The 25583-nt window shown below is 33.8% G+C and carries 20 protein-coding genes; 11 read left to right on the top strand and 9 right to left on the bottom strand.

The window, feature by feature from the left end:
- Positions 1–3 precede the first annotated feature (3 nt).
- Together AABD74_RS06130 and AABD74_RS06125 are read right to left on the bottom strand one after the other, a co-directional pair.
- Positions 4–603 carry a TetR/AcrR family transcriptional regulator gene (locus AABD74_RS06130; RefSeq protein ID WP_232677615.1) on the bottom strand — a complete coding sequence of 200 codons (600 nt, stop codon included), beginning with the start codon at positions 601–603 and terminating at the stop codon, positions 4–6.
- A 108-nt stretch (positions 604–711) separates the two neighbouring features.
- Positions 712–1233, bottom strand: coding sequence for a YceI family protein (locus tag AABD74_RS06125; RefSeq protein ID WP_232677618.1), 522 nt, complete (start codon positions 1231–1233; stop codon positions 712–714).
- Positions 1234–1501: 268 nt separating this feature from the next.
- Here AABD74_RS06125 and AABD74_RS06120 point away from each other — a divergent pair, with 268 nt between their 5' ends.
- On the top strand, positions 1502–2476 hold the full coding sequence (locus AABD74_RS06120; protein ID WP_406845629.1) for a polyprenyl synthetase family protein: 975 nt from the start codon (positions 1502–1504) through the stop codon (positions 2474–2476).
- A 632-nt stretch (positions 2477–3108) separates the two neighbouring features.
- On the opposite strand, the gene AABD74_RS06115 is transcribed toward AABD74_RS06120, so the two are convergent.
- The 3 genes from AABD74_RS06115 to AABD74_RS06105 form a co-directional block, all read right to left on the bottom strand.
- Positions 3109–4977, bottom strand: a complete 1869-nt coding sequence (locus AABD74_RS06115) for a trehalase family glycosidase (RefSeq protein WP_406844984.1) — start codon at positions 4975–4977, stop codon at positions 3109–3111.
- Positions 4967–6184 (bottom strand): MFS transporter, encoded by a 1218-nt coding sequence (locus AABD74_RS06110; protein WP_406844983.1) that lies wholly within the window; start codon positions 6182–6184, stop codon positions 4967–4969. The genes AABD74_RS06115 and AABD74_RS06110 overlap by 11 nt, the downstream gene beginning before the upstream one ends.
- 80 nt (positions 6185–6264) lie before the next feature.
- Entirely contained in the window at positions 6265–8904 is a 2640-nt protein-coding gene (locus AABD74_RS06105) for a TonB-dependent receptor (protein WP_406844982.1), read from the bottom strand.
- Positions 8905–9070: 166 nt separating this feature from the next.
- Between AABD74_RS06105 and AABD74_RS06100 the strand changes: the two genes are divergently transcribed.
- Together AABD74_RS06100 and AABD74_RS06095 are read left to right on the top strand one after the other, a co-directional pair.
- The gene (locus tag AABD74_RS06100) at positions 9071–10096 is read left to right on the top strand and encodes a LacI family DNA-binding transcriptional regulator (protein WP_406844981.1); all 1026 of its coding nucleotides are present in this window, start codon (positions 9071–9073) and stop codon (positions 10094–10096) included.
- A gap of 41 nt (positions 10097–10137) precedes the next feature.
- Entirely contained in the window at positions 10138–10491 is a 354-nt protein-coding gene (locus AABD74_RS06095) for a hypothetical protein (protein WP_253786860.1), read from the top strand.
- 36 nt (positions 10492–10527) lie between these two features.
- Here the strand turns inward: AABD74_RS06095 and AABD74_RS06090 are convergent, their stop codons facing one another.
- Both AABD74_RS06090 and AABD74_RS06085 read right to left on the bottom strand, forming a co-directional pair.
- Entirely contained in the window at positions 10528–10923 is a 396-nt protein-coding gene (locus tag AABD74_RS06090; protein ID WP_406844980.1) for a hypothetical protein, read from the bottom strand.
- Positions 10924–10984: 61 nt separating this feature from the next.
- Positions 10985–11536: a hypothetical protein gene (locus AABD74_RS06085; RefSeq protein WP_232677628.1), complete on the bottom strand. Its 552-nt coding sequence runs from the start codon at positions 11534–11536 to the stop codon at positions 10985–10987.
- 116 nt (positions 11537–11652) lie between these two features.
- Between AABD74_RS06085 and AABD74_RS06080 the strand changes: the two genes are divergently transcribed.
- From AABD74_RS06080 to AABD74_RS06050, 7 genes are all read left to right on the top strand, one after another.
- Complete coding sequence (locus AABD74_RS06080; RefSeq protein WP_232677630.1) at positions 11653–14430, top strand: 2-oxoglutarate dehydrogenase E1 component; 2778 nt, start codon at positions 11653–11655, stop codon at positions 14428–14430.
- A gap of 80 nt (positions 14431–14510) precedes the next feature.
- Entirely contained in the window at positions 14511–15761 is a 1251-nt protein-coding gene (gene odhB, locus AABD74_RS06075) for a 2-oxoglutarate dehydrogenase complex dihydrolipoyllysine-residue succinyltransferase (RefSeq protein ID WP_406844979.1), read from the top strand.
- A 216-nt stretch (positions 15762–15977) separates the two neighbouring features.
- On the top strand, positions 15978–18434 hold the full coding sequence (locus AABD74_RS06070) for a TonB-dependent siderophore receptor (protein WP_406844978.1): 2457 nt from the start codon (positions 15978–15980) through the stop codon (positions 18432–18434).
- Between the two features lie 58 nt (positions 18435–18492).
- Positions 18493–18825 carry a hypothetical protein gene (locus AABD74_RS06065; protein ID WP_232677635.1) on the top strand — a complete coding sequence of 111 codons (333 nt, stop codon included), beginning with the start codon at positions 18493–18495 and terminating at the stop codon, positions 18823–18825.
- Between the two features lie 14 nt (positions 18826–18839).
- Positions 18840–19139, top strand: a complete 300-nt coding sequence (locus AABD74_RS06060; RefSeq protein ID WP_406844977.1) for a hypothetical protein — start codon at positions 18840–18842, stop codon at positions 19137–19139.
- A 5-nt stretch (positions 19140–19144) separates the two neighbouring features.
- Positions 19145–20704: a PepSY-associated TM helix domain-containing protein gene (locus AABD74_RS06055; RefSeq protein ID WP_406844976.1), complete on the top strand. Its 1560-nt coding sequence runs from the start codon at positions 19145–19147 to the stop codon at positions 20702–20704.
- Between the two features lie 163 nt (positions 20705–20867).
- Positions 20868–21977 (top strand): PepSY-associated TM helix domain-containing protein, encoded by a 1110-nt coding sequence (locus AABD74_RS06050; RefSeq protein WP_406844975.1) that lies wholly within the window; start codon positions 20868–20870, stop codon positions 21975–21977.
- A 48-nt stretch (positions 21978–22025) separates the two neighbouring features.
- On the opposite strand, the gene AABD74_RS06045 is transcribed toward AABD74_RS06050, so the two are convergent.
- Positions 22026–22373 (bottom strand): toxin-antitoxin system YwqK family antitoxin, encoded by a 348-nt coding sequence (locus AABD74_RS06045; protein ID WP_232677647.1) that lies wholly within the window; start codon positions 22371–22373, stop codon positions 22026–22028.
- 209 nt (positions 22374–22582) lie between these two features.
- Positions 22583–23578 carry a TlpA family protein disulfide reductase gene (locus AABD74_RS06040; protein WP_406844974.1) on the bottom strand — a complete coding sequence of 332 codons (996 nt, stop codon included), beginning with the start codon at positions 23576–23578 and terminating at the stop codon, positions 22583–22585.
- A gap of 156 nt (positions 23579–23734) precedes the next feature.
- Between AABD74_RS06040 and aspS the strand changes: the two genes are divergently transcribed.
- Positions 23735–25486, top strand: coding sequence for an aspartate--tRNA ligase (aspS, locus tag AABD74_RS06035; protein WP_406844973.1), 1752 nt, complete (start codon positions 23735–23737; stop codon positions 25484–25486).
- Positions 25487–25583 lie beyond the last annotated feature (97 nt).

Here is a 25583-nt window from a genome sequence, read left to right as displayed (position 1 = left end):
TGATTATTCTTTGATATTTTTAAGTTGTTTTTCTAGTTCAATTATACCTTTTTGTGTTGCCATTGCTCTGGTATGATATTCCAAAGCTTCTAATTCTATTTTTTGCGCTTCTCTTTCAGATACGGTCGTTTCATTAATGTGAAAAATCAAAGTGTAATAAAATTTCACATATATATCTATATTTATGTCTGGTCGATATAAATCTTCTCGAATGCCTTTTAAAATATTATCTCTAAAATAATGGTTGCACTGATCTATTTCGTGAGTCATTACATTTTGATAAATTTCAGGGTAATGCTTTTTTAATTGGTATAAAGGAGATGTGTCTGTGCTGTTTTTAAACATATCGCGAAACATTTCTCTAATTTCAAAATTCTCATGAATTGCATTGTAATTTTTAGCAACAATGGTATCGATAACTTCGTGTACTTGTCTGTGAACTGCCGAGGTGCTCTCTTCGATCAAAACTTCTTTATTACAAAAATATTTATAGATCGTTTTTTTTGAAATACACATTTCACCGGCAATGTCATCCATTGTAACACTCTTAAAACCAAGTTTTAAAAACAACTCACTTGCTTTTGATATAATTTTCTCTTTCATTTTAATTTTTCCAATTGCATTACAAATATAAACAGGAAACTAAAGTCCGAAAAATAGCTTCCGTTGTATTTGTAATAATTTTACATTAAATTATTCATTAAGTAAGATTTATATACTAAATTCCAGATTAGCGATCAGCTTAATATCTTTTCCAAGAGCCAAACCTCCGTTATGCTGAAAAGAATTATAATCCAGACCAAAATCCTGGCGTTTAATATCTCCTTTAATTTCAAAAGCTACCTTTTTTTCTCCGTTATAAGTATTAACACCAATAAATTCTGCATCAAGTTCTACAACTCTTGTAACATCTTTTATCGTTAAATCGCCTTTGAAGAAATTGATATTGTTGTTTATCTTTTGAAACGAAGTCGATTTAAAACTAATAATTGGATGTTCGTCTACATCAAAGAAATCCTGAAGCTGTAAATTCGTATCGATTTGCTGAAAACTTTCCTTTTTATTATTAATATCCAATGAAAATTCAACCGATGCATCTTCAATTTCATTATCTTCAATATTCACATAACCGTCAAATTTATTTGTTGTTCCTCCTAAATAAGCAATTATTGAATGTCTCATTTTTATTAAAACATCTGATTGAGTAGAATCTAGTGTCCATGTTGTTTTCATAAATATCTAATTTTAATGAGTTTATAAATTATTCAAACTCTCTTTTGGAAACTTTTTCAGTGTTCTAAGTTTCCGTTTGATGGCGCAAATATAAAAAGGAAACTCTAAACACCAAAAAAGTTTCCAAGTTTTTTTCGAAATAATTTTAACTTATTAAGAATTAATTGATTTAATGGCAGTTTCAGATGGAAACTATCTTTTAATTTTAAGAAAGAAATAATTCATTATGAATCGTATCTTTGAGCCTCATAAATCAGAATTTCATTTTATGCACGATATTAGTCAATACCAGGATTTTTTTATTGAATATTTAAATAAACAAAACATACATAAAGAACCTGCAAATCTTTACGAACCAATTGAATACATTTTAGAACTTGGCGGAAAACGTATGCGTCCGGTACTTACTTTAATGGCCGCAGAAGTTTTTAATACTGATTATAAAGCGGCACTTCCGGCAGCAATGGCGGTTGAAGTTTTTCATAATTTTTCACTTGTTCATGATGACATTATGGATGATGCGCCTTTGCGAAGAGGACAAATTACGGTTCATGAAAAATGGAATTTAAACACGGGAATTCTTTCTGGCGATACAATGCTGATCCTGGCTTACCAATATTTTGAACAATACGAACCGGCAGTTTTTAGAGACTTAGCAAAACTTTTCAGCAAAACGGCTCTTGAAGTCTGCGAAGGACAGCAGTGGGATGTTGATTTTGAAACACGCAAAGATGTTACGATTCCTGAATATCTGAAAATGATTGAATATAAAACCGCTGTTTTGGTTGCTGCTGCAATGAAAATGGGCGCAATTGTTGCCAAAACTTCGGAGAAAGAAGGAGATTTAATCTATGATTTTGGATTAAATTTAGGCCTGGCTTTTCAATTACAGGATGATTATTTAGATGCCTTTGGAGATCCTGAAACTTTTGGAAAACAAGTTGGCGGTGATATTATCGAAAACAAAAAGACCTATTTATATTTAAAAGCTTTAGAATTTTCAACTCCTGAAAAAGCTTCAGAATTACAGAAATTATTCAGTTTACAGTTAGAAGATAATTCAGAAAAAATAGAAACTGCAAAAGCTATTTTTAATGAATCAGGGGCTTCAGGCGCCACTCAGAAAGCCATTGAAATGTACACTTTTAAGGCTTTTGATACTTTGGAAAAAATGGACATTAATGCTGAAAAGAAGGATATTCTGAGAACTTTTGGGGAGAATTTAATGGGAAGAAAAGTATAGTTCTTTGCCACAGATTAAACGGATTAGAAGGATTTTTGTTTGCCACGAATTACACAAATTTCCACAAATTATTCATCATAATTAATTAGTGAAAATTTGTGTAATTCGTGGCAAAAAACTACATATAGTAAACCCGACAGTCCCAAATCCTCAGGATAAAAACCTGTCGGGTTTGTCTTTTGCGGTATCATCTAAAAGGGCTTCGACTTCGCTCAGCCTGACAAACGTTATTATAGAACTGAGTGTTATCCTGAGCGAAGTCGAAAGATAATAGTCAAAGATTAAAGGATTTCAAGGATTAAATCTGTGAAAATCTTTTAAATCTGTGGCTATATTTTTTTACATGCAGTAAACGACTTCGCCCAGCCTGAAAAGCGTTATTATAAAACTGTGTGTCATCCTGAGCGATCCCGAGGCTTCGGGCAATGTCATTAAGTTAAGAGGAAATCTATAAAATTACTTAACAGTTTAATTAAGAAAGTCATTAGAAAAATCAGTTTTTATCAGCGTTTTCGCTTTAGCGAATCAGTAAAATCAGCGTCTAATTGGGACGCGGATAAACACGGATTTGATTTGCAATAATTTTATTTTCTAAAAGCTTAACTTAATGACATTGGGCTTCGGGAGAAGGCTTATGAAAACAAATCATCGGGATCAACTAAATCCGATAATTTTTGTTTTAAATCATCTTCTAAAATGGTTAAACCAAATTGATATGAAGCGTTCATCCATCCAAAACCCTCTTCCGTTATATAATTAAATTCGGTTCCTACGTTTCCGTATTCTGCAAAAATTTTATGGGAATTTATCGATAAATCAAACTTCTCCGGAATCGTTCCGTTATAATCAACCGCATTTCTCGTAATCAGCCAAAGCCAGCGATAGACCATTTCCTGCGCTTCTTCGCTAAAATTATAATTCAGCAGGCCTTCCCACAAAAACATTTGATGCGGCGCCCAGCCAAACGGATAATCCCATTGTCTTGTTGGCGAATTATCATCAAAACCTGCAATTGATTCTTTCGTACTTCCGGCAATTCCGCCTTTCATTTTAAACTTTGGAAGCGTTTTTTTAACCAAAATATCGGCTTGTTCCTGTGTGCTTATTTTTGCCCAAAGCGGATAAAAAGTGGTCGCAGCGTCAAAAGCATGCTGTTTTTCGTTTACAAAATCATAATCAAAATAAATTCCGTTTTCAGGATTCCATAACAATTTGTTTATTTTTTCTTTTCTCGAAGACGCTTTTAACAGCCAATAATCGCTTGAAAAAGATTTATCTTCAAAATATTGAAATTCATTTTTAAAATATTTCTTAATCAAAAAAGCAATATCCGTTTCATATTTATAAAGCAAACTATTAATCGCAACCGTATTTAAATTAGCGCAGACTCCAACCAGTCGATGTGTTGTATCGTGACCGCTTTCGCGCATACTTCTATCGTGTGTAAAATACTTATCTAGTTCAGGATCGACGATTTCTCTTTCAAGATATTTCTTTTCGAATTCACGGGTTGAGAGATTGTACTTTGGTGCATATTGCTCCAGAATATCATCAAAATGCCCTTCTTCAACTTCAAACGGAAGCCCAATTCCTTCTGCTTTATAACGGTTTAAACCATTTGCTGTAAGCCTTTTTCCTTCTTCCATCCAAACCGTTAAATATTCTTTTATGGCTGTTTTTAAATGTCTTTCAATCCAAAAAATATCAGGATTTGACTTTTCAATAACATCCATAATAAGCGACGTATAAAGCGGTGGCTGCGTGCGGGTTAAATAATAACTTCGGTTTGCATTTAGAATTTTTCCGTAATGATCTATTTGATATTTAAAGTTCTCGGCAATGCCCAAAGCAAGATCAATTTTATCATCAATCAAAAGCCCTTTGGCAATAAAATAACTGTCCCAGCCATACATTTCGTTGAATCTTCCGCCAGGAACGACAAACGGAACTCCCGAAATTTCATTATTTTTTATTTGGAGTGCCAAAGCCAGAATTCCCGGTTTTTTATTCAGCGATAAAACATATTCCGGAGTAATATTTTTAGGCAGTTGCACCACTTTTAATTTTGGCGTCGCAGCTTCTAATTTCTTGAAATAATCAAAAACAATTTCGTCGCCAAAAGGCACATATAAATAAGCCAATTCATTTTCGATTTTATCGTCTTCCAGAATTTTCTTTACACCAATGGCATCAATTGTTCGGGTAAGACCATTCCAATACAGGTCTTTTATTTTTCTTGAAATTCTTTTTACAGGATCTTCAGTGATTTCATTTAAATCTATTGTGGCAGATTCAGTATTGTTTTTCTTAGCCAAAGCCAGTTCCTGCAACAGGTTTGAAAGCTGATAAGTCCCTTCAATCACTGCTGAATTTCCGTTTTCATCATTCAATAAAAACTTCTTTGGACCGTTGTCATCAATCGTAATTTTTTTATCGCCGTCAGTATCTTCCTGAGCCAATAATTTTTCGATGGTTTGGGCTATATGTAATTTAAATTTCATCTTTTGCAGTTATTTTTTTAAGAATAAAAAAGGAGATCAATAACAATGACATTGGAATTAGTGTGAAATAAAAGGCATTTTGCGGTCCTTCATTTTTAAAAAGCCAGCCTGTTATTCGGGAACCTAATGTTCCGCCAAGTGCAGAAAAAATAACAATTAATCCGGTCATTGAACTTTGCAGATTTTTAGGCAATGCGCTTAATACGATTGAATTTAACAGCGGATAAATTGGTGCTATAAATAACCCGATAAGAGGAAAAGCAAAACCTATTAATGGAATATCTGAAAGTGTATTGATATTTTTTACTTCGAGTCCAACGGTTTTTGGAAGCACAAAAGTTACCAACAACATAGCCGAAATAATACAAACACTCAATACCCAAATCCAGTTTACTTTTTTGGTGACTATGCCGGCAATAATTCTTCCAACGGCCAATGAAACTGCGAGAATACTGGCCATCATAATACTTATATTTTCGGGTAGATGAAGCACTTTTGTGTTAAATGTTGGCAGCCAGGAAAGTATTCCCTGCTCGATCATGACAAATAAAAAAACGCTGATAACAAAAATTACGGTCAGGAGTTTTGCCATTAATTTGAACATCTGCAAAAAATCGTCTTTTAGATTTACTCCTGCGGCTTCAGTTTCTTCAAACTTTACAAAAAACAGAAACAGAAACGATAAAAATGACAATCCTGCCAATAACCAATATACATTTAGCCATGAATTGGGATCGTTTTCATTATTAAAAGCCGGAAATAAAAAGTAGGCCAGCGCAATTCCTACCATAAAAAAACCTTCTATACTGCTCATTAAAGCGTTGTGTTCTTTTTTTGTTTCGGTTACGGTTCCTATCAAGGAATAAACGGAAACTTTTATCAAAGCAAAGGAAACTCCAACGGTTGCAAAAAGGATTTTAGCATTGTCAAATGAATTTCCAAAATACATAGAAATACAGGCTAAAGTGACCAAACCCAACCCTATTAACATCGCTTTTCTATAGCCTATTCGGGGCAAAAAAGAGGCTATAAAAAAGGATACAATAGCAATTGGCATGTCTTTAAAAGCCTCTAAAATACTCGCCTGAACTTCATCGACTCCGTAATTTCTCTGTGATTTTAAAATCACAATTCCTACGCTGTTTAATAAAATAGCGAAGACAAAATAATTGAGGTAAAGTGAGATTTTAATTCCTATGTTTTTCATTTTCTGTTTTTTGTCTATTCGTTGTGGTTACTGTGCGGAGACGCACTGCTGTGCGTCTCTACGATACCATATATATAAATTTAGAAATTAATTGCTACTGAAAATCTAAACGCGCGTCCTAAAATAGGTCTTGCCATAAACACGTCGCTTGCTGCAGATGTAGTTTGTCTTGGATCTCCTTCTGTTAAACCAATTTCGTTGAATAAATTCGATGCATCGACTGCAAAACGAAGATTTTTATACGTGTAATTTAAACCTGCTCCAACTTCTTTATAAGCCGGTAAAACTTGTTTGTTATCCTGATTCGTGAATTTTTTATCGTAGTAAGAGAACTGAACGTAAGCTGTAAAATCTTTAGTAATATCAACTTCTGGTCTTAGGTTACAGAAAAATTTAGGGATTCTTCTTGCTGTATTTCCGTTGAAATCAAAAGTAGAACCGTCGGCATTTGTTCCTGTAAAGTTATCGTACTCTGGTTTTTGAACGGTAAATGTAAAGTTCAGTTTTACGAATTCATATCTCGCATTAGTTTCTACTTCAAGACCAATGTTGTTTACGTCGGCAAATTTATTTTCTGAAGATCCATCAGATAAAATATCAGTGAAAGCAACGTTTTTCAAATTCATGTGGAATAAATTCGCATTTACAGAGAAGAAAGAACTTGAATATTTATAACCCAATTCAAACTGATTTACTTCTGTATTTTCCAGTTTGCTTAAATCGGCTGCATTATCATAAAATGATTCTTCAATTGGAGATCTAAAACCGTGGCTGTAACGAACGTATGAAGCCATATTGTCGTTGAATTTGTAGTTTCCAGCGGCAGTATACGACCATTCGCTTACATCATATCTCCAGTATGTATAAGGGTTTCCTTTTACAGTTGTTACTGCATCATCGGCCGTATTATTGTCCAGAATTCCTAAGTTTTCAGAGAAAAATCTGGCGTTGTCTCTGTATCCGGAATATTTGTCTTTATTGTATCTTAAACCTGCATTGAAAGTCAAATTATCTGTCGCTTTAATTTCTGCGTCAGCATAAATATCATTCAAAAGACCTTTTGTCTGCGCATCTCTTTCTAACCAAGTAATTCTTTCCACACCATTCCAGGTATGATCAACTCCGGTTGTATTATCTTTTACGTTTAATAATCTTGGATTATCTGAAACGCCTACTAAATAGGAATTCCAGTTCCAATATTGATTTGATTTCCAGTTAGAATAGTAGTAACCAGCTGTTAATTTCACAGGATCTAAATCAAAAGAAAAAGAGAAATTATTCGCAAAATTGTTCATTTTCTTTTCAATGTGCCAAAGGTCAGCTCTCATAATTAAAGCATTTGGATCAAGAGTAGCTCCGTTATCTACATAACTATAAGTCAAATTACTAGCCGTTGTATTTTGAACGCTTGTTGCATAAGCATCTTGTGTCCAAGGCCCGCCATTAGGGAAAATAGCATTATAATTCAAATCGATGCTCGTTTGTTTGAAGGCATTTTTGAAAGTTACTTTATCTGAAATTTTCTTCTTGAATTCAGCTCCAATTGAGTTGATAACTGGGTGAGAACCATCTTCTAAATCTGCGCTAAAAGTTCCGCCTCCATATTGAGGAACATTTAAATGACTGAAATTTACTGAAGTCAATGTTCCGTAATTTGGATTAAATCCGTCGATACCTTCAATTTTTCCGTTATTGCTTTTTAAAGGAATTGGTAAATAAAATGTGTTTCTGTCATCAAGATGTTTGAAGTTAACTCTTAAATAATCGTTGTCATCAAATTTATACGTGATGTTTCCTTTTATTTGCCCGCCTTTATTAGCTGTAAAACCAGTGTTTCTTACACCATTGTCAGCTCTGTAAAATCCTCCGACATTAAAAAATAATTTATCCTGAATTAAAGCTCCTGATAAATTAAGGTCAGTTCTAAACATTCCGTAATCTGAAGTTGTGAATTTTGCTCTTCCCTGAAAATCATTTTGACCTGTTTTCGAAATAAAGTTGATAATTCCCCCAGGAGCATTGTTTGCAAAAATTGAGGCAGAACCTCCACGAACAGCTTCCATTTTGCTTACCGTTTCGTCAAGTCTGTAAAAGGTATCGGCATTGGCAAATTGTAATGCACCATCTTCAAAAACCGGTAATCCGTCTTCCTGAATCTGTACATATTCATAAGCTCCCGCAGAAGGAATACCTCTTGCAAAAAGGTTATTTCCAATTTCTCCTCCAGATGCTTCAACCACAAATCCCGGAATTGTCTGCAATAAAGCCGCTGTACTTGACGGCGCTCTGTCTTCGATTGCTTTTGCTCCCATTGTCGTAATGGCAACGCTCGATTCTAGTTTTGATCTTGGGGCAGATGAACCTGTTACTACCACTTCTTTCAAGCTTTGAGATTCGGTTTCTAAAAGTAAATCTGCCACTACAGATTCTCCTTCTTTTACCGAAATTTCTTTACTATATGTTTTGTAACCTACATTTGTTGCTTCTACAACATAATTTCCGGCAATAACATCCGTAAAAACATAACGTCCGTTTTCATCTGTTATCGTATTTTTTCCCGTGTCTTTTAAAGATACATTTGCTCCCGGAATTGATTGTCCGGTTTCGTCTAATACTTTTCCAGACACCGTGTTTTTTGCCTGGGCAAATAAATTATTTGGAACAGTAATTAGGCACATTATCAAAAATAATATACCTAAGTAAGAGTGTTTCTGTTTCATGATTTTTTTGGTTTAGTTAGTAAATTTTTCATTTATACTGTAAACTTAAAACACTAATTAAACACAATTTAGCAATTCTAAATCGAAAACGTTTTCGAAATCACCTAAAACGTTTTCGGAAATATATTTTTTATCAATGAAGTTTATTTTTTAGTACATTTATTTCATGAATGATACAAAATTAATAGATATAGCCTCGGCCTTAGGAATATCGGTTACAACGGTTTCAAAGGCATTAAAAGGATATACAGACATTAGCAAATCGACGCGCGCCAAAGTTATAGAAATGGCCGAAACGATGAACTATATGCCTAATTCTGTTGCGGTTAATTTAAGAACCAACGAAACCAAAACCATTGGTGTCATTATCCCTGCAACGGTTCATCACTTTTTTTCGAGCGTTTTAAACGGCATTTTAGAAGAAGCTGAAAAAAGAGGTTATTTGGTTATCATTCTACAATCAAATGAAAAATATGAAATGGAGAAAAAACAGCTTGCTTTATTGATTCAAAAGCGGGTTGACGGCGTTTTAATGTCACTTTCGAACGAAACAGATGATTTCTCTCACATTAATGAAGCCATCCGAAAAAATACGCCTGTTGTTTTATTTGATAAAATTGCCAAAAGAGTTGATTGTTCTAAAGTGGTTATTAATGATGCCAAAGCGGCTTTTGATGCTGTTTCCTATCTTATAAATAAAGGATATAAAAAAATCGCTCATTTTAGAGGTTCGTATGTTCCTCAAAATTCTATTGATCGTTTTTTAGGTTATAAACGCGCGCTCGAAGCTCACGGAATTGAATACGATTCGAAATTGGTTTACGTTTGCGACAATAATACTGATTTTGAAGATGGCTACGAAAATGCTCAAAAAATCATGAACGAACATCCAGATATCGACGCTATTTTTGCCATTACAGATTTAGTCGCTATCGGGATTATAAAATATTTTAATGAGGCTGGAATAAAAACACCGGATCAGGTTGCTGTTTTTGGGTTTAGCAACTGGTTTATGAGTACCGTTATTTCGCCTAAATTAACCACAATTGATCAGCCTGGATTTGAAATGGGGCACACAGCGGTTTCGATTTTAATTGATGAAATTGCAGATATAAAAGAACACAAACCTGTTACGCATCAAATTATAGAACTTCCAACCAGAATCATTGAAAGAGAATCAACGGTTAAATGATTTTTTAGTTTTAACTTTGCCTCAATTCTTAAAGAGCATCAATGTTTCCAATTCCTGAAAATACCGATTTTTTATTGGCTGATGCCGAAAGAGAAAATTTATATTTAAGTCTGATTGAGCAGATTAATAAAGATTTTAATCTGGCGAATGAAGGAATTGATTTTCCGCTTAGTATTTCTCCCGAAGAATTAAAAATCCAGCTTCACGAAAAAATCTACCGAATGATTCAGTACAAATTTGCTGAATATTTAAATCTGCTCTATATTATTGATGTTTCTGAAATCGAAATCAAAAAGTTAGATGGATCAGATTTGGTAATTTTAGCTGAGCAGGTTGCTTTTCTAATCTTAAAAAGAGAATGGCAGAAGGTGTGGTTTCGTAATCATTACAGATAAAGGTACTGAGTTGCTAAGGTTCTAAGATTTTGAAACTTATATCTCATTCCACATAAAAAACTTTTCATCTCCTTTTACAACTGACTCATCATTTTTATCAAATGGAATATATTTATCATTTTCCAAAATAAAGACTTGCTCATTATTTAAAATTTCATTCAGCTGTTTGGTTAATTCTTTTAATTCTTCTTTTTGATTATTTCCTCCTGAAGCTCCTATGTGAAAATGCCAATCACATTCTTTTTTATAGTTTTCTAAACCAATTGTTATTTCTAAATCGTAAGTCGCTATCCACAAAAATCTGTTTCCACTTACACTTTTAATAGAACAATCAAAAGAATGATCTTCTTTGAAATCAACATTTTCTAAAAATTCAGGATGCTTTTGTTTTAAATATTTTAAAGTTATTTCAGAATATAAAGCTTGATTCATTTGAGTATTTTTATTCACAATTCAAAACTTAGAAACTTAGCATCTTAGAACCTTAGCAACTCTAAAAATACACTCTCACAAAAGGCATAAACCCAGAACCATAAAGACTTTTATCAGGATCATACAAAACATCGTAACGGGCGCCAATTGTTACATTTCCGGTTCTGTAACCTGCTCCAAGATATAAAGCAGTATTCCAATAACTATCAGAAAAAGCCGGTCTGTTGATGTTGGCTTCATATCTTGTATCTACTCTTACTTGCTCTAATTCGGCAGATAGTTGAACTTCCGGGATTGGGTTTACAAGCGTAATTAAACTTCCGCCATAAACATACGATTCATAATAGTTTTTTGAAGATAAGTAACCAAATTGTAAACCAAGACCAAAGGAAACAATTTCGTTAACATTGTAAATGGCGCTTGGCATTACTGAAATGTCTGTATAACCGGAACCAATTCCTAAACCAAGACCGCCTCCAAACTGCACTTTATCCCAAAAATGATTACTGTTATCTATGATATACTTTTGCTGTGCATTTACATAACTTGAGAATAAGACTGTCAAAATCACAAAAAAAGATCTGCAATCGATTAAAAATTGTTTTTTATTCATAGTTAACGTTTATTTTAACAAATTTTTACGTAAAAGTACGTAAAAAAAAGATTTAAATAAAGGCGATTGTTGTACTTTTGCCATTCTATTTAACAAAAAGTATATTCACTAATATTATGGATAGGTTTTCATTTTTAAATGCAGCGCATACCGAATTTTTTGCACAATTATACGATCAATATTTAGTTAACCCAGACAGCGTTGAGCCTAGCTGGAGAAGTTTCTTTCAAGGTTTTGACTTTGGAATGACGACTTATAATGACGAAAATCCGGTGCAGACGATAGTTGAGTATGTGACTAGCCCAAACACAGATTACAGTCAGGTTTCAGAAAAACTGCAAAAAGAGTTTAATGTTCTAAAATTAATTGATGGATACCGTACACGCGGGCATTTGTTTACAAAAACAAATCCGGTTCGTGATCGCAGACAGTCTTCTCCAACTTTAGATATCGAGAATTTCGGATTATCTGCAGCTGACCTTCCAACTGTTTTTGACGCTGCACAAACAATTGGAATACCGCCTTCTTCATTAGAAGCTATCGTAAATAGACTTAAAGCTATTTACTGTCAGCATATTGGTATTGAATATATGTATATTAGAAATCCTGGCGTTGTAAAATGGATTCAGGAAAAACTGGCTGTTAATGTTAACCAGCCAAATTTCTCTACAGAAGAAAAGAAAACGATCTTAAATAAATTAAACGAAGCTGTTTCTTTCGAGAACTTCCTTCATACTAAATATGTTGGACAAAAACGTTTCTCATTAGAAGGTGGAGAATCTATTATTCCAGCTTTAGATGCTTTAATCGAACAGGCTGCTGAAAAAGGTGTTGAACAATTTGTAATGGGAATGGCTCACCGTGGTCGTTTGAACGTTTTGGCAAACATCTTCGGAAAATCTACTCAGGATATTTTTGGTGAGTTTGATGGTAAAGACTACGATCAGGAATATTTTGATGGTGACGTAAAATACCACTTAGGTCTTACTGCCGACAAAAAAACAAGATCTGGAAAAAGCATCAACATCAATTTAGCACCAAACCCTTCTCACTTAGAAACTGTTGGAGCTGTAATTGAAGGTATTACAAGAGCAAAACAAGAAAGACATTTCCCGGAAGATATTTCAAAAGTTTTACCAATCGCCGTTCACGGAGATGCTGCAATCGCAGGTCAGGGTATTTTGTATGAAATCATTCAAATGTCATTACTTGACGGATACAAAACTGGCGGAACAATTCATATTGTAATCAATAATCAGGTTGGATTTACAACAAACTATTTAGACGCTCGTTCCTCTACTTATTGTACAGACGTTGCCAAAGTAACGCTTTCTCCTGTATTACACGTAAATGCTGATGATGCTGAAGCTGTTGTACACGCTGTATCTTTTGCATTAGACTACAGAATGCAGTTTGGACGTGACGTATTTATCGATTTATTAGGATACAGAAAATACGGCCATAACGAAGGTGACGAACCTCGTTTCACACAGCCGGTTTTATATAAAATCATCGCAAAACATAAAAATCCAAGAGATATTTATGCTGAGAAATTATTGTCTGACGGCGTAATCGATGCATCTTATGTAAATGCTTTAGAAAAAGTATACAAATCTGCTTTAGAGGAAAATTTAGAAGCTTCCCGTAAAAAAGATTTGACAATTATAACTCCATTCATGAAAAACGAATGGGACGGATTTGTTCAGGTAACTGATACGCAAATGCTGGAAAAAGTTGATACTTCTTATCCAAAAGAAAAATTAACTCAAATTGCAAACGCAATTTCTAACTTACCTGAAGACAAAAAATTCATCAGCAAAATTCAAAAATTAATCAACGACAGAAAAACAATGTTCTTCGAAACTAATCTTTTAGATTGGGGAATGGCAGAGCATTTAGCATACGGATCTTTATTACAGGAAGGTTATGATGTTCGTATTTCTGGACAAGACGTAGAAAGAGGAACTTTTTCTCACCGTCATGCCGTTGTTAAAGTTGAAGATTCTGAAGAAGAAGTAATCTTAATCAACAGCCTTGAAGGTAAAAAAGGAAACTTTAATGTTTACAACTCTCACTTATCTGAGTACGGAGTTTTAGGTTTTGATTACGGATATGCATTAGCAAGTCCAAAAGCTTTAACAATTTGGGAAGCACAATTTGGAGATTTCTCTAACGGAGCCCAAATTATGATTGACCAGTATATTTCTTGTGGAGAAGATAAATGGAACAACCAAAACGGTATTGTTCTTTTATTGCCTCACGGATATGAAGGACAAGGAGCAGAACACTCTTCTGCAAGAATGGAGCGTTACTTACAGCTTTGTGCAAGACATAATATGTATGTTGCCGATTGTACAACGCCGGCCAACTTTTTCCACTTATTGAGAAGACAATTGAAAACAAATTTCCGTAAACCTCTTGTAGTATTTACTCCAAAAAGTTTACTTCGTGATCCAAGATGCGTATCTCCGGTTGAAGATTTAGTAAACGGAAGTTTTCAGGAAACAATTGATGATACAACAGTAAACAAAAAAGACGTTAAAACTTTGGTTTTTGTTACTGGTAAATTCTACTATGACATCGTTGCAGAAAGAGAAAACAATGGAAGAAAAGATGTTGCAGTTGTTCGTATCGAGCAATTATTCCCTTTCCCAGTTGAACAAATCAAAGAAATCATTGCAAAATATCCAAAGGCAGATGATTATGTTTGGGCTCAGGAAGAACCTAAAAACATGGGAGCTTACAGCTTTATGTTAATGAACTTTGATCTTGTAAAATGGAGATTAGCTTCATTAAAAGCATATGCTGCTCCGGCATCAGGAAGTTACACACGTGCAAAACGTCGTCATGCAGATGCAATTAGAATGGTATTCGATAAAAATTTATTCAGATAAAAAAATAATTGTTTCATGTTTCAAGTTTCAAGTTCAAACCTGAAACTTGAAACTAACTAAACTTTAAACAAAGAAATAAGATGATTTTAGAAATGAAAGTCCCATCACCAGGGGAATCAATAAAAGAAGTTGAAATTGCAACTTGGTTAGTAAAAGACGGAGATTATGTAGAAAAAGATCAGGCGATTGCTGAAGTTGATTCAGATAAAGCTACTCTTGAATTACCTGCTGAAATGAGCGGTGTTATTACACTAAAAGCTGAAGAAGGTGATACAGTAGCTGTAGGCGCTGTAGTTTGTTTAATTGATACTGATGCCGCAAAACCTGCAGGCGGCGCTCCGGCAGCAGAAGCTCCTAAAGCTGAGGCACCAAAGGCTGAAGCTCCAAAAGCAGAAGTAAAAGCTGAGGCTCCAAAAACAGCTCCGGTTCAAGCTCCGGCAGCAACAAGTTACGCAGCTGGAACTCCATCTCCTGCAGCAAGAAAAATATTAGACGAAAAAAATATTGCTCCGGCTACAGTTTCAGGAACTGGTAAAGGCGGAAGAATTACTAAAGATGATGCTGTAAATGCAGTACCTTCTATGGGAACTCCAACTGGTGGAAGCCGTGGAACTGAGCGTACAAAATTATCTATGTTACGTCGTAAAGTAGCAGAAAGATTAGTTTCGGCTAAAAACGAAACGGCTATGCTTACTACTTTCAACGAAGTAAACATGACGCCAATTAACCAAATTCGTAATGAATACAAAGATGCTTTCAAAGCTAAACACGGCGGCCTTGGTTTAGGTTTCATGTCATTCTTTACAAAAGCAGTTACAAGAGCTTTACAATTATATCCAGATGTGAACTCTATGATGGATGGTGATTACAAAATCGCTTACGATTTTGCTGATATCTCAATCGCAGTTTCCGGACCAAAAGGATTAATGGTTCCTGTTGTTCGTAATGCAGAATTATTAACTTTCCGCGGCATTGAAGCTGAAATCAAAAGATTAGCTTTAAGAGCTCGTGATGGTCAAATTACTGTTGATGATATGACAGGTGGAACTTTCACAATCACTAACGGTGGAGTTTTTGGAAGTATGTTAAGTACTCCAATCATCAACCCTCCTCAATCAGGAATTTTAGGAATGCACAACATTATTGAGCGTCCGATTGCTGTAAACGGAAAAGTTGAAATTCACCCAATGATGTACGTTGCACTTTCTTACGACCACAGAATTATCGACGGACGTGAGTCTGTTGGTTTCTTAGTTGCTGTGAAAGAAGCTTTAGAAAACCCAGTAGAATTATTAATGAATGGCGATGCTAAACGTGCTTTAGAATTGTAATTTCATAAATTTTTAATAAAACTAAAAAGCCTGTTCATTCATATGAGCAGGCTTTTTTTCTTAATATTAGCTTAAATCTTGCTTAAGATGTTAATTTTTTAAACAAACATAAGTATTACTCTTTAAAAATATTTTATTTAGAATAAATAAACACAAGCTTGCATTGTTTACATTCAACATGTAAATTTGCGCTATTAAAATCAATTCTAAATAAAAATGAAATTTAAATTAACATTTACTGTATTGAGCTTTTGCTTTTTCTTATTGACAGGTACTACAATCTGGGCACAAGAAAAAGCTTCAATAAAAGGTCAGGTAACATTAAACAATAATGAAAGTACGGATAATATTTCAGTTATCCTAAAAGGAACCCGTTTAGGAACAATTACTGATGAGCAAGGAAATTACAAAATAAAAAATATTAAACCAGGAACTTATACAATCAAAATTTCAGGAGTTGGATTTAATACAATTGAAAAAAAAACAACTGTTAATGAAGGTGAAGAGTTAATTCAAAACTTCACTTTAATTACAAATTCAGAAGAACTGTCAGAAGTTGTAATTAACGGAGGAAAAACCAATCACTACGCCCGTAAAGAAAATCAGCAAGTATCAAGATTACCTCTTAAAAATCTTGAGAATCCACAAGTATATACTACAATTACCGGAGAAGTTTTAAAGGAACAAGTTGTAACAAACTTTGATGATGCACTAAAAAATGCACCGGGAATTACACAACTTTGGGCTTCAACCGGTCGTGGCGGAGACGGCGCGGGGTATTATTCTCTTAGAGGATTTGCTGTGCAGCCAACTATTGTAAATGGTTTACCAGGTTTAACAAACGGAAGCTTAGATCCGGCAAATATTGACAGAATTGAAATTATAAAAGGTCCTTCCGGAACTTTATTTGGAAGCAGCTTAATCTCTTACGGAGGTTTAATCAACACAACAACTAAAAGACCTTATAAAACTTTTGGCGGAGAAGTAAATTACACCGTTGGAAGCTATGGCTTAAATCGCGTAACTGCAGATTTGAACACTCCTTTAAACGATAAAAAAACATTAAACTTTAGAATAAACTCAGCATATAACAAACAAAACAGTTTTCAGGATGCCGGTTTTAGAGAATCATTTTTTGTTGCTCCATCATTATCTTATAATGTAAATGACAGATTATCATTTTTAGTCCTTACTGAATTCATGAGTAATGAATCTACAAATCCAACAATGTTATTCTTAGACAGAGGAAACCCTTTAAGAGTTCATAACATTAATGAATTGAAATATGACAACAAACGTTCTTATACAAGTGACGAGTTAACAATTAAAACACCATCTTATAATATCCAGACCCAAATGAATTATAAGATTTCTGATCAATGGACATCTCAAACCGTTTTCTCAACGAGTTCAGCAAAATCAACTGGAAATTATGCTTATCTATATGAAGGAACAAGTAATCCTGCATTTGCTTCTATTACAGAAGGAATTGTTTTGGCTAGATATTTTAACTATCAGGACAGCCGAAATATTACAACTGATGTACAGCAAAATTTTATTGGTGATTTCAAAATTGGAAGTTTAAGAAACAGACTAGTTGTTGGTTTTGATTATTACAAAAGAACAGCAACTGACCGCGGATCTGGATATTTTGGTAATGGTTTCATTTATATTGGAGACGACTTACAGTCATTTAATAATATATTCGGACCAACAAATGGCGATACTGGGGATTTAACAAAAGCCGGTTCTGATGCAATAGTTGGAGACAGCCCAAGAAATAACAGCAAAACTAAACAAGAGGTAATAAGCACCTATTTCTCTGATGTAATCAACTTTAGTCCTGCTTTATCTGCAATGGTAAGCTTACGTGCTGACCGTTTTTTAAACAGCGGTGATATTTCGACAGATACAGACAATTACAATCAAAATGCTTTATCTCCTAAATTTGGTTTAGTTTACCAGCCAATTATAGATCAGGTTTCTATTTTTGCTAACTATATGAACGGATTTACAAATGTTGCTCCAGGAGAAAATGTAAACGGAACAACAAGAACTCCAAAAACATTTAATCCGGAACATGCTAATCAATTTGAAGTTGGTACAAAACTGAATATCTTCAAAGATAAACTTTATGCTGCTTTAAGTTATTATGACATCAAAGTAACAGATCAGGTATACAGCGTGAGACCAAATGCAACTGATGTAACTTACTATCAGGATGGAGGTCAGCATAATAAAGGTTTCGAGGCAGAATTTATCGCAAACCCAATCAATGGGTTAAACATTATTTTAGGATACAGCTATAATGATGCTACATTAACTCAGGGTGATGCTGATTTTGTGGGCTTCCGTCCAGAGAGTGCAGGTGCTTATAATTTAGCCAACCTTTGGGCAAGCTACAAATTTACAGAAGGCTTCTTTAGAGGATTTGGTTTAGGATTTGGAGGGAATTATGTTGGAGACAATAAAATAATGAACAGATCGGTTTCCGGAGCATTTACAATCCCGGAATATACTGTACTTAATTCTTCTTTGTTTTATAATGCTGAAAGATTTGGTGTAACACTAAAATTGAACAACATTGCAAATAAGGAAATCTATGACGGATGGTCAACAATACATCCAAAAGATCCTAGAACTTTTGCTGCAAGTTTTACTTACAGATTCTAATAAACATAAAAACACCTTTCGATTGAAATCGAAAGGTGTTTTTTAAATTTTTAAGATTATGATAACAATAGCAAGCCTTATCGTTTTTTTAGCTTTTTATACCCTTTATTACACTTCAAAAAGAGCCGCTTTATCTTATGATTTTGGTTTTGAAAAATGGATGCAGAAAAATCCAAAACAAACTAAAATTACAGGATTAGTTCTTCTTGCTACAGCTTACGCAATGTGGCTTTTCACGCAGTCTTTAGGCTCTGGTACATTAATGTTTTTTATTCAGCTAATGGCAATTGGAAGCTTAATTATCATCCTTACACCTTTAAAGAAAGTAAACAGCAAAGCTCTATTAGCACTTTTAATTATTGCTGCCTTACTAGAATTTTATTACAACTAAACCACATTTAACCAATGCCAGCAAATCCAAAATATTTAACTCCTGCATTTTGGCCCCGTTTTGCCAAAATTACTGCCGCTATTTTAGGCGGTTACTTTGTTTCTGTTACTTTTCATTTAGCTTTAGCTTCGTGGTTTAATCGTGCAGATGTTTTAATGACAATGGCTTTTAGCGGATTTATACTTTGGGTTGTTTTGATGGTTTTGGCTTTCTTAGCAAAAAGCGGATGGAAAATCTGGGGAATTTACATTCTTCTTTCTTTAGTATTTTCTCTTCTTATTTATCTTGGTCAAACTTATAATCCTGTCGCGTAATACTTATGAATAACCGTCATTATAATATCTATTTTCATACACATACCGTTAGCGGAATTGTTATTAGTGTTGTGCTTTTTGTAATTTTCTTTGCAGGATCTTTTTCTTTTTTTAGAGATGAAATCATCAATTGGGAAAGGAGTGAATCTACTGCCATTACAAGAGAAATTCAATTAGACTACAATAAAGCTTTAGAAAATATTGACAAAGAATACATTTTACACGGAAGAAATATAACCATATCTAAACCGTCTATAGAAAACAGAGCTGCAGTTTATATGGAAGGCTCCAAAGACACTTTGGCTCCAGCCAAACAAAAAGAGGGGTCATTCTTTTATCTGGACAACAAAAAATTCAAATCTTATACTTACGAAGAATCTTATTCTTTAGGTGAGTTCTTATATCGTCTGCATTTTCTGGCACAGATTCCTTATCCTGTTGGATATTATCTTTCAGGATTTACAGCCTTATTTTTCCTTTTCGCAATAGTAACGGGACTTTTATTACATTGGAAAAAAATAGTTTCTAACTTTTATGTTTTTCGTCCAAAGGAAAAATTAAAAACATTATGGACAGATGCACACACAGCACTAGGAATGATCGGACTTCCGTTTCAGTTTGTTTATGCTGTAACCGGAGCATTTTTTATGATTAAATTATTAATCGTAGCGCCAGCAGTAATGGCTTTGTATAAAGGTGACGAAAACAAATTATATAAAGAATTAGAATATAACGATCCTGATTATAAATTTGAAAATAAAAAATTAGCCACGCCTTTTAACATCAATCAGCTTGTTTCTAAAGCAAAAAGCAATTGGTCTGATTTTGAAATTACACGAGTTTTTATTCAAAATTATGGCGATGCAAACATGCACGTTTTAGTTGAAGGTGAATTATTGAGCGATAAAAAATTTACCGGAATTGGAAAAGTCATTTACCGAATTGCTGACGGAAAAGAAATTGCCCGCAAAAATCCTGTTACTCAAAATGGCTATCTAGATATAGTAAAAAATGTTTTATACCGAATTCATTTTGGTGATTACGGCGGATATGCACTAAAAATAGTGAGTTTTATTTTGGGAATCATAACTTGTTTTGTCATCATTTCTGGAGTAATGATTTGGTTAATAGCAAGACAGAAAAATAATTTACCTGAAAAGAAAAGACGTTTCAACGCTGCTGTTGTTCGCATTTATCTGGCGATTTGTTTGAGTATGTATCCAATTACAGCTTTGGCTTTTATTGGAACAAAAATATTTTATCCGTTAAGCCAGTCAAACTTGTTTAGTTTATATTTTGGCGGATGGCTATTATTGACAATCTTCTTTATCATTAAAAAGAATGATGCCTTTACAAATAAGTTCTGTTTAATCTCTGGAAGTATTTTAGGATTTTTAATTCCAATAACAAACGGAATTTTTTCTGGAAATTGGTTTTGGACTTCGTTTATGGAACACAAAATTCAGATTTTCTTTATTGATGTTTTCTGGATTGCTTTGGCTTCAATATCACTTTATACAGCTTATCACTTAAAGCCTAAAAAAGAAACTATAACAAAAGCTTAAAAATTTTTAGCCCCGAATTTCACGAATTTGCACGAATTAAATTTGCGGAAATTTGTGAAATTCGTGGCAAACTTTTTTTACTTTTTGAACAATCGCTTAAAATTAGCATAAATTATTTGCCCTCTATTGATTTTGCGTCTACTTTTACGCTTTTAATCAAAAAATGGGATTTAAAACGCAAATACGTTTTCTACATAAATGGCTCGGATTAATTTCCGGGCTTATTGTTTTTATAGTCTGTATTACCGGTTGTATATTCTGTTTTCACGACGAAATAAAAGACATCACCCGAAAAGAATGGCGTTTGATTGAACCTCAAAACAAACCTTTTTTGATGCCTTCGGTTTTACAGCAAAAAGCAAAAGAAATTCTTCCTAACTATAAACAATCAATGGTTTCTTATTATGGAAAAAACCGTTCTGCAGTTGTTTACACCTATTCTGATACCGAAAATTTATATCTCTACTTTAATCCTTATACAGGAGAATATTTAAAAACCGAAAATCCCAAAACTGATTTTTTCATTATTGTCGAATATATTCATTTGTATCTGTTGCTGCCAGATTATATCGGAAAACATATTATTGGCGTTTCAACCATTATTTTTATTCTTTTATTTATTTCGGGAATTATACAATGGTGGCCGAAAAGAAGAAGTGACGTTAAAAGGAGTTTCACTGTAAAATGGTCGGCAAAATGGAGACGTATTAATTATGACTGGCACAATACTTCCGGATTTTACATTTCGTTGATTGCACTTATTCTTGCCATAACCGGTTTAAGTTTTACGTATGATTGGGTTGGTAATGGAATTTATAAAACATTCAATTTTGGCGGAGACAAAGCTGCTGAAACAAAAGCACCTGTAATCGACACGACAAAATTCAAGTCAAACTCGATAACAGCTGTCGATCGAGCTTTTATACAAACTATGAAATTACAGCCAAAAGCCGAAATGTTTTTTGTTTTATATCCGCAGCAAAAAGATGATGTTATTAATACAGGAGCATATCCTCATGCTTTACGATACGATCATCAAAGCAATTATTATTTTCATCCGCAGGACGGAAAATTAATTCAAAGCGATCCGTATCATTCAAAAAGTTTAGGCCTTCAGGTTGTCGAAATGAGTTACGGAATTCATACCGGACAAATTTTAAATCTGCCCGGAAAAATTATTGCTTTTACAGTAAGTCTAATTGCTTCGGCTTTACCTGTAACAGGCTTTATAATTTGGTTTGGAAGAAGAAAAAAATCTAAAAAACAGAAATAAAAAAACCGCTTTTAATAAGCGGTTTTTTTATAAATTTTCGAAACTAAATTAGTTTCTGTCTGCTAAAGCATTTTTCTGCAAGTTTTTAACTGAACTCACTTTGTTGTCAACATAAGCAACTTTGCTTACTGTATTTTCATTAAAATAAATCCAATTACCTGTTTTAAGTCCTTCTGTGTATTCTCCAACGGCTTTTTTATTTCCTTTTTCGTCATAAGATACCCAGACACCGTCTAATTTACCATCCCTAAAAAAGCCTTCTTGCTGCACTTTACCATTTTCATAATAATACGTAGCTTTTACCTTGTTTCCAACAGCTTCTAATTCAGGATTTACTTCTTGCGCAGTTAATATTCCAGAGAACAACACCGCAGCTAAAATTACACTCTTTTTCATATCTTTAGGTATTAATGTTAAGAAATCGTTATCAAATATAATTAATTATTTACATTAAAAAAACTTTTACTTAACAATTTAGTAACATTGAATAAAAACTTAACATTGGAAATTCCCAAAAAACAAAAAAACCAATGCTAAGGCACTGGTTTTACTGGTATTTTAGTAAAAAACTAAATTACGATAACGTTATATATTTAATCATTAAATTAGTTCAATAATGAGTCTAACTGCTTTTGAAGGTCTGGAGAGGAAGGTCTGTCGGCATCAGAATTAACCACATTCCCATTTGGATCAATCAAAATAAATCTTGGAATTCCGGTTACACCATAATTTACTACAAATTCAGACTCCCAATCCTTATCAGCAAATAATTGTACACCTCCAAGGTTTTTATCTGTTACAAATTTTTTCCATTTCCCATTGTCTTTTGCTTTATCAATAGAAATACTCACGAACTCGATATTTTTTCCGTGATATTTTTCTTCAATCTTTTGCAAATAAGGAATCTCTGCTCTGCATGGAGCGCACCAGGTTGCCCAAAGGTCAATGTAAATATATTTCCCTTTTAAATCGGCAAGTTTTGTTTTACCCCCTTTAAAATTTTCGTAGTCAAATTCCGGAGAAGCTTTCCCAACCATTTTTTTTGCATTTGCAGCTCTTTCATATTCCTGAGACGCATATTGATTAAAATTTTCAAAACTTCCTTTTAAAGCTGTTTTAAATTCAGGATCAAAATCACCTTTCTCTAAACTATCAAAATCAGTTTTTTTCTTAGTTTCTAAAAGAGAAGTAAATTCAGCAGCCTCTTTAGTAAAAGCTTCTTTTTGAAATTTTTCATCTTTTAAAGTCTGCTGCGCCAAAAAGTTGCTTTCGTTCACCCCTTTTCCTTTGTAAACAATAGTTTCATCAAATTCTTTAGCATTCATCGTTAAGTTAACCTCAGAATTTGGTTTTAAATAGATATTAGAAGATTCTGTTCCGTCAGAAAACACATAAAATCCTTTTGGAGCTTCAAAATCGGCAGTAAAAACTCCTTTTTTGTCAATTGGAATAACCTGCTTAAAATTATTTCTTCCTTTAATAACTAAAGTATCGCTGTTTCTATTCTCAATTTTAGCCGTAAATTTTATTTGATTTTTGGCTTGACCAATGACATTCAATGCGCTAAAAATCAACAGACCTGTAACAAAAAGTTTTTTCATAGTATTAAAGTTTGCTTTTAGTAATTCAAATCTAAAGAAATAACAGCTTCAAAATTTCAGAATTAACAAAATATTTAAAATTTATAAGCATCAAGTTATCACTTTACTATATTATTTTGAATTTTGTGTTTACTTTTGCAGTCTAAAATTTAGATCATGTATAGAAGTCATAATTGCGGCGAATTAAACGCTTCAAATATCAATACCGAAGTTACACTTGCGGGCTGGGTTCAAAAATCACGCGATAAAGGATTTATGAATTGGGTCGATCTACGCGACCGTTACGGAATTACACAACTTATTTTCGACGAGAGCCGTACTGATAAAACCGTTTTTGAATTGGCCAAAACTCTTGGACGTGAATTCGTAATCCAGGTAAAAGGGACTGTTATTGAGCGTGAAGCAAAAAACAAAAACATTCCGACAGGTGAAATCGAAATTTTAGTTTCTGAATTAACTATTTTAAATTCTGCTTTAACACCTCCATTTACAATTGAAGATGAAACTGACGGCGGCGAAGATATCAGAATGAAATATCGTTATTTAGATATTCGTAGAAATCCGGTAAAAAACAGTTTATTGTTCCGTCATAAAGTAGCGATGGAAGTTCGTAAATATTTATCTGATTTAGATTTCTGCGAAGTTGAAACACCTTATTTAATCAAATCTACTCCGGAAGGAGCAAGAGATTTCGTTGTACCAAGCCGTATGAACGAAGGACAGTTTTATGCATTGCCGCAATCTCCGCAGACTTTTAAACAATTATTGATGGTTGGGGGAATGGATAAATATTTCCAAATTGTGAAATGTTTCCGTGACGAAGATTTACGTGCAGACCGTCAGCCGGAGTTTACACAAATTGACTGCGAAATGGCGTTTGTGGAACAAGAAGACATTTTAAATGTTTTTGAAGGTTTGACAAGACATTTATTAAAAGAAATTAAAGGTATAGAAGTAGACAAATTCCCAAGAATTACCTACGATTATGCTATGAAAACATACGGAAATGACAAACCGGACATTCGTTTTGGGATGAAATTTGGTGAGTTAAACGAATTTGCACAACACAAAGAATTCCCGGTTTTCAATTCAGCTGAATTAGTGGTGGGAATTGCCGTTCCGGGAGCAGGAAATTATACGCGTAAAGAAATTGACGGATTAATTGACTGGGTAAAACGTCCGCAAGTTGGAGCATCTGGAATGGTTTATGTAAAATGCAATGAAGATGGAACTTTCAAATCATCTGTAGATAAATTCTACGATAATGATGATTTAGCAAAATGGGCAAAAGCTACAGAAGCAAATCTTGGAGATATGATTTTTGTACTTTCCGGACCTGCAAACAAAACACGTGCACAGCTTTCTGCACTTCGTATGGAATTAGCAGCTCGTTTAGGATTACGTAATCCTGAAGAATTTGCTCCATTATGGGTTGTAGATTTTCCACTATTAGAACTTGACGAAGAAAGCGGCCGTTACCATGCTATGCACCACCCTTTTACATCACCAAAACCAGAAGATATGGCTTTGTTAGAAACAGAACCGGGAAAAGTTCGTGCCAATGCTTACGACATGGTTTTAAACGGAAACGAAATTGGCGGTGGATCAATTCGTATTCACGATAAAGCAACACAGCAGTTAATGTTCAAATATTTAGGATTTACTGAAGAAGAAGCAAAAGCGCAGTTTGGTTTCTTAATGGATGCTTTTCAATTTGGAGCACCCCCTCATGGTGGTTTAGCTTTTGGTCTTGATAGATTAGTTGCTATTTTAGGCGGTCAGGAAACCATTAGAGATTTTATCGCTTTTCCTAAAAACAATTCAGGGCGCGATGTTATGATCGATGCTCCATCGACAATTGATGAATCTCAATTGAAGGAATTACACATTAAAATTGATTCTATCTAATTAATAGAAATTTAAATATTTAAAAAACAGCTGAAATTCAGCTGTTTTTTTTATGCAATAAAGCCGCAAAAAATAATGGGCAGATTTACACTTATTA

Origin of the sequence: Flavobacterium soyae, from assembly GCF_045348165.1 — a bacterium.
GTDB lineage: Bacteria > Bacteroidota > Bacteroidia > Flavobacteriales > Flavobacteriaceae > Flavobacterium > Flavobacterium soyae.
This window is presented reverse-complemented; position numbering and strand designations above follow the sequence as displayed.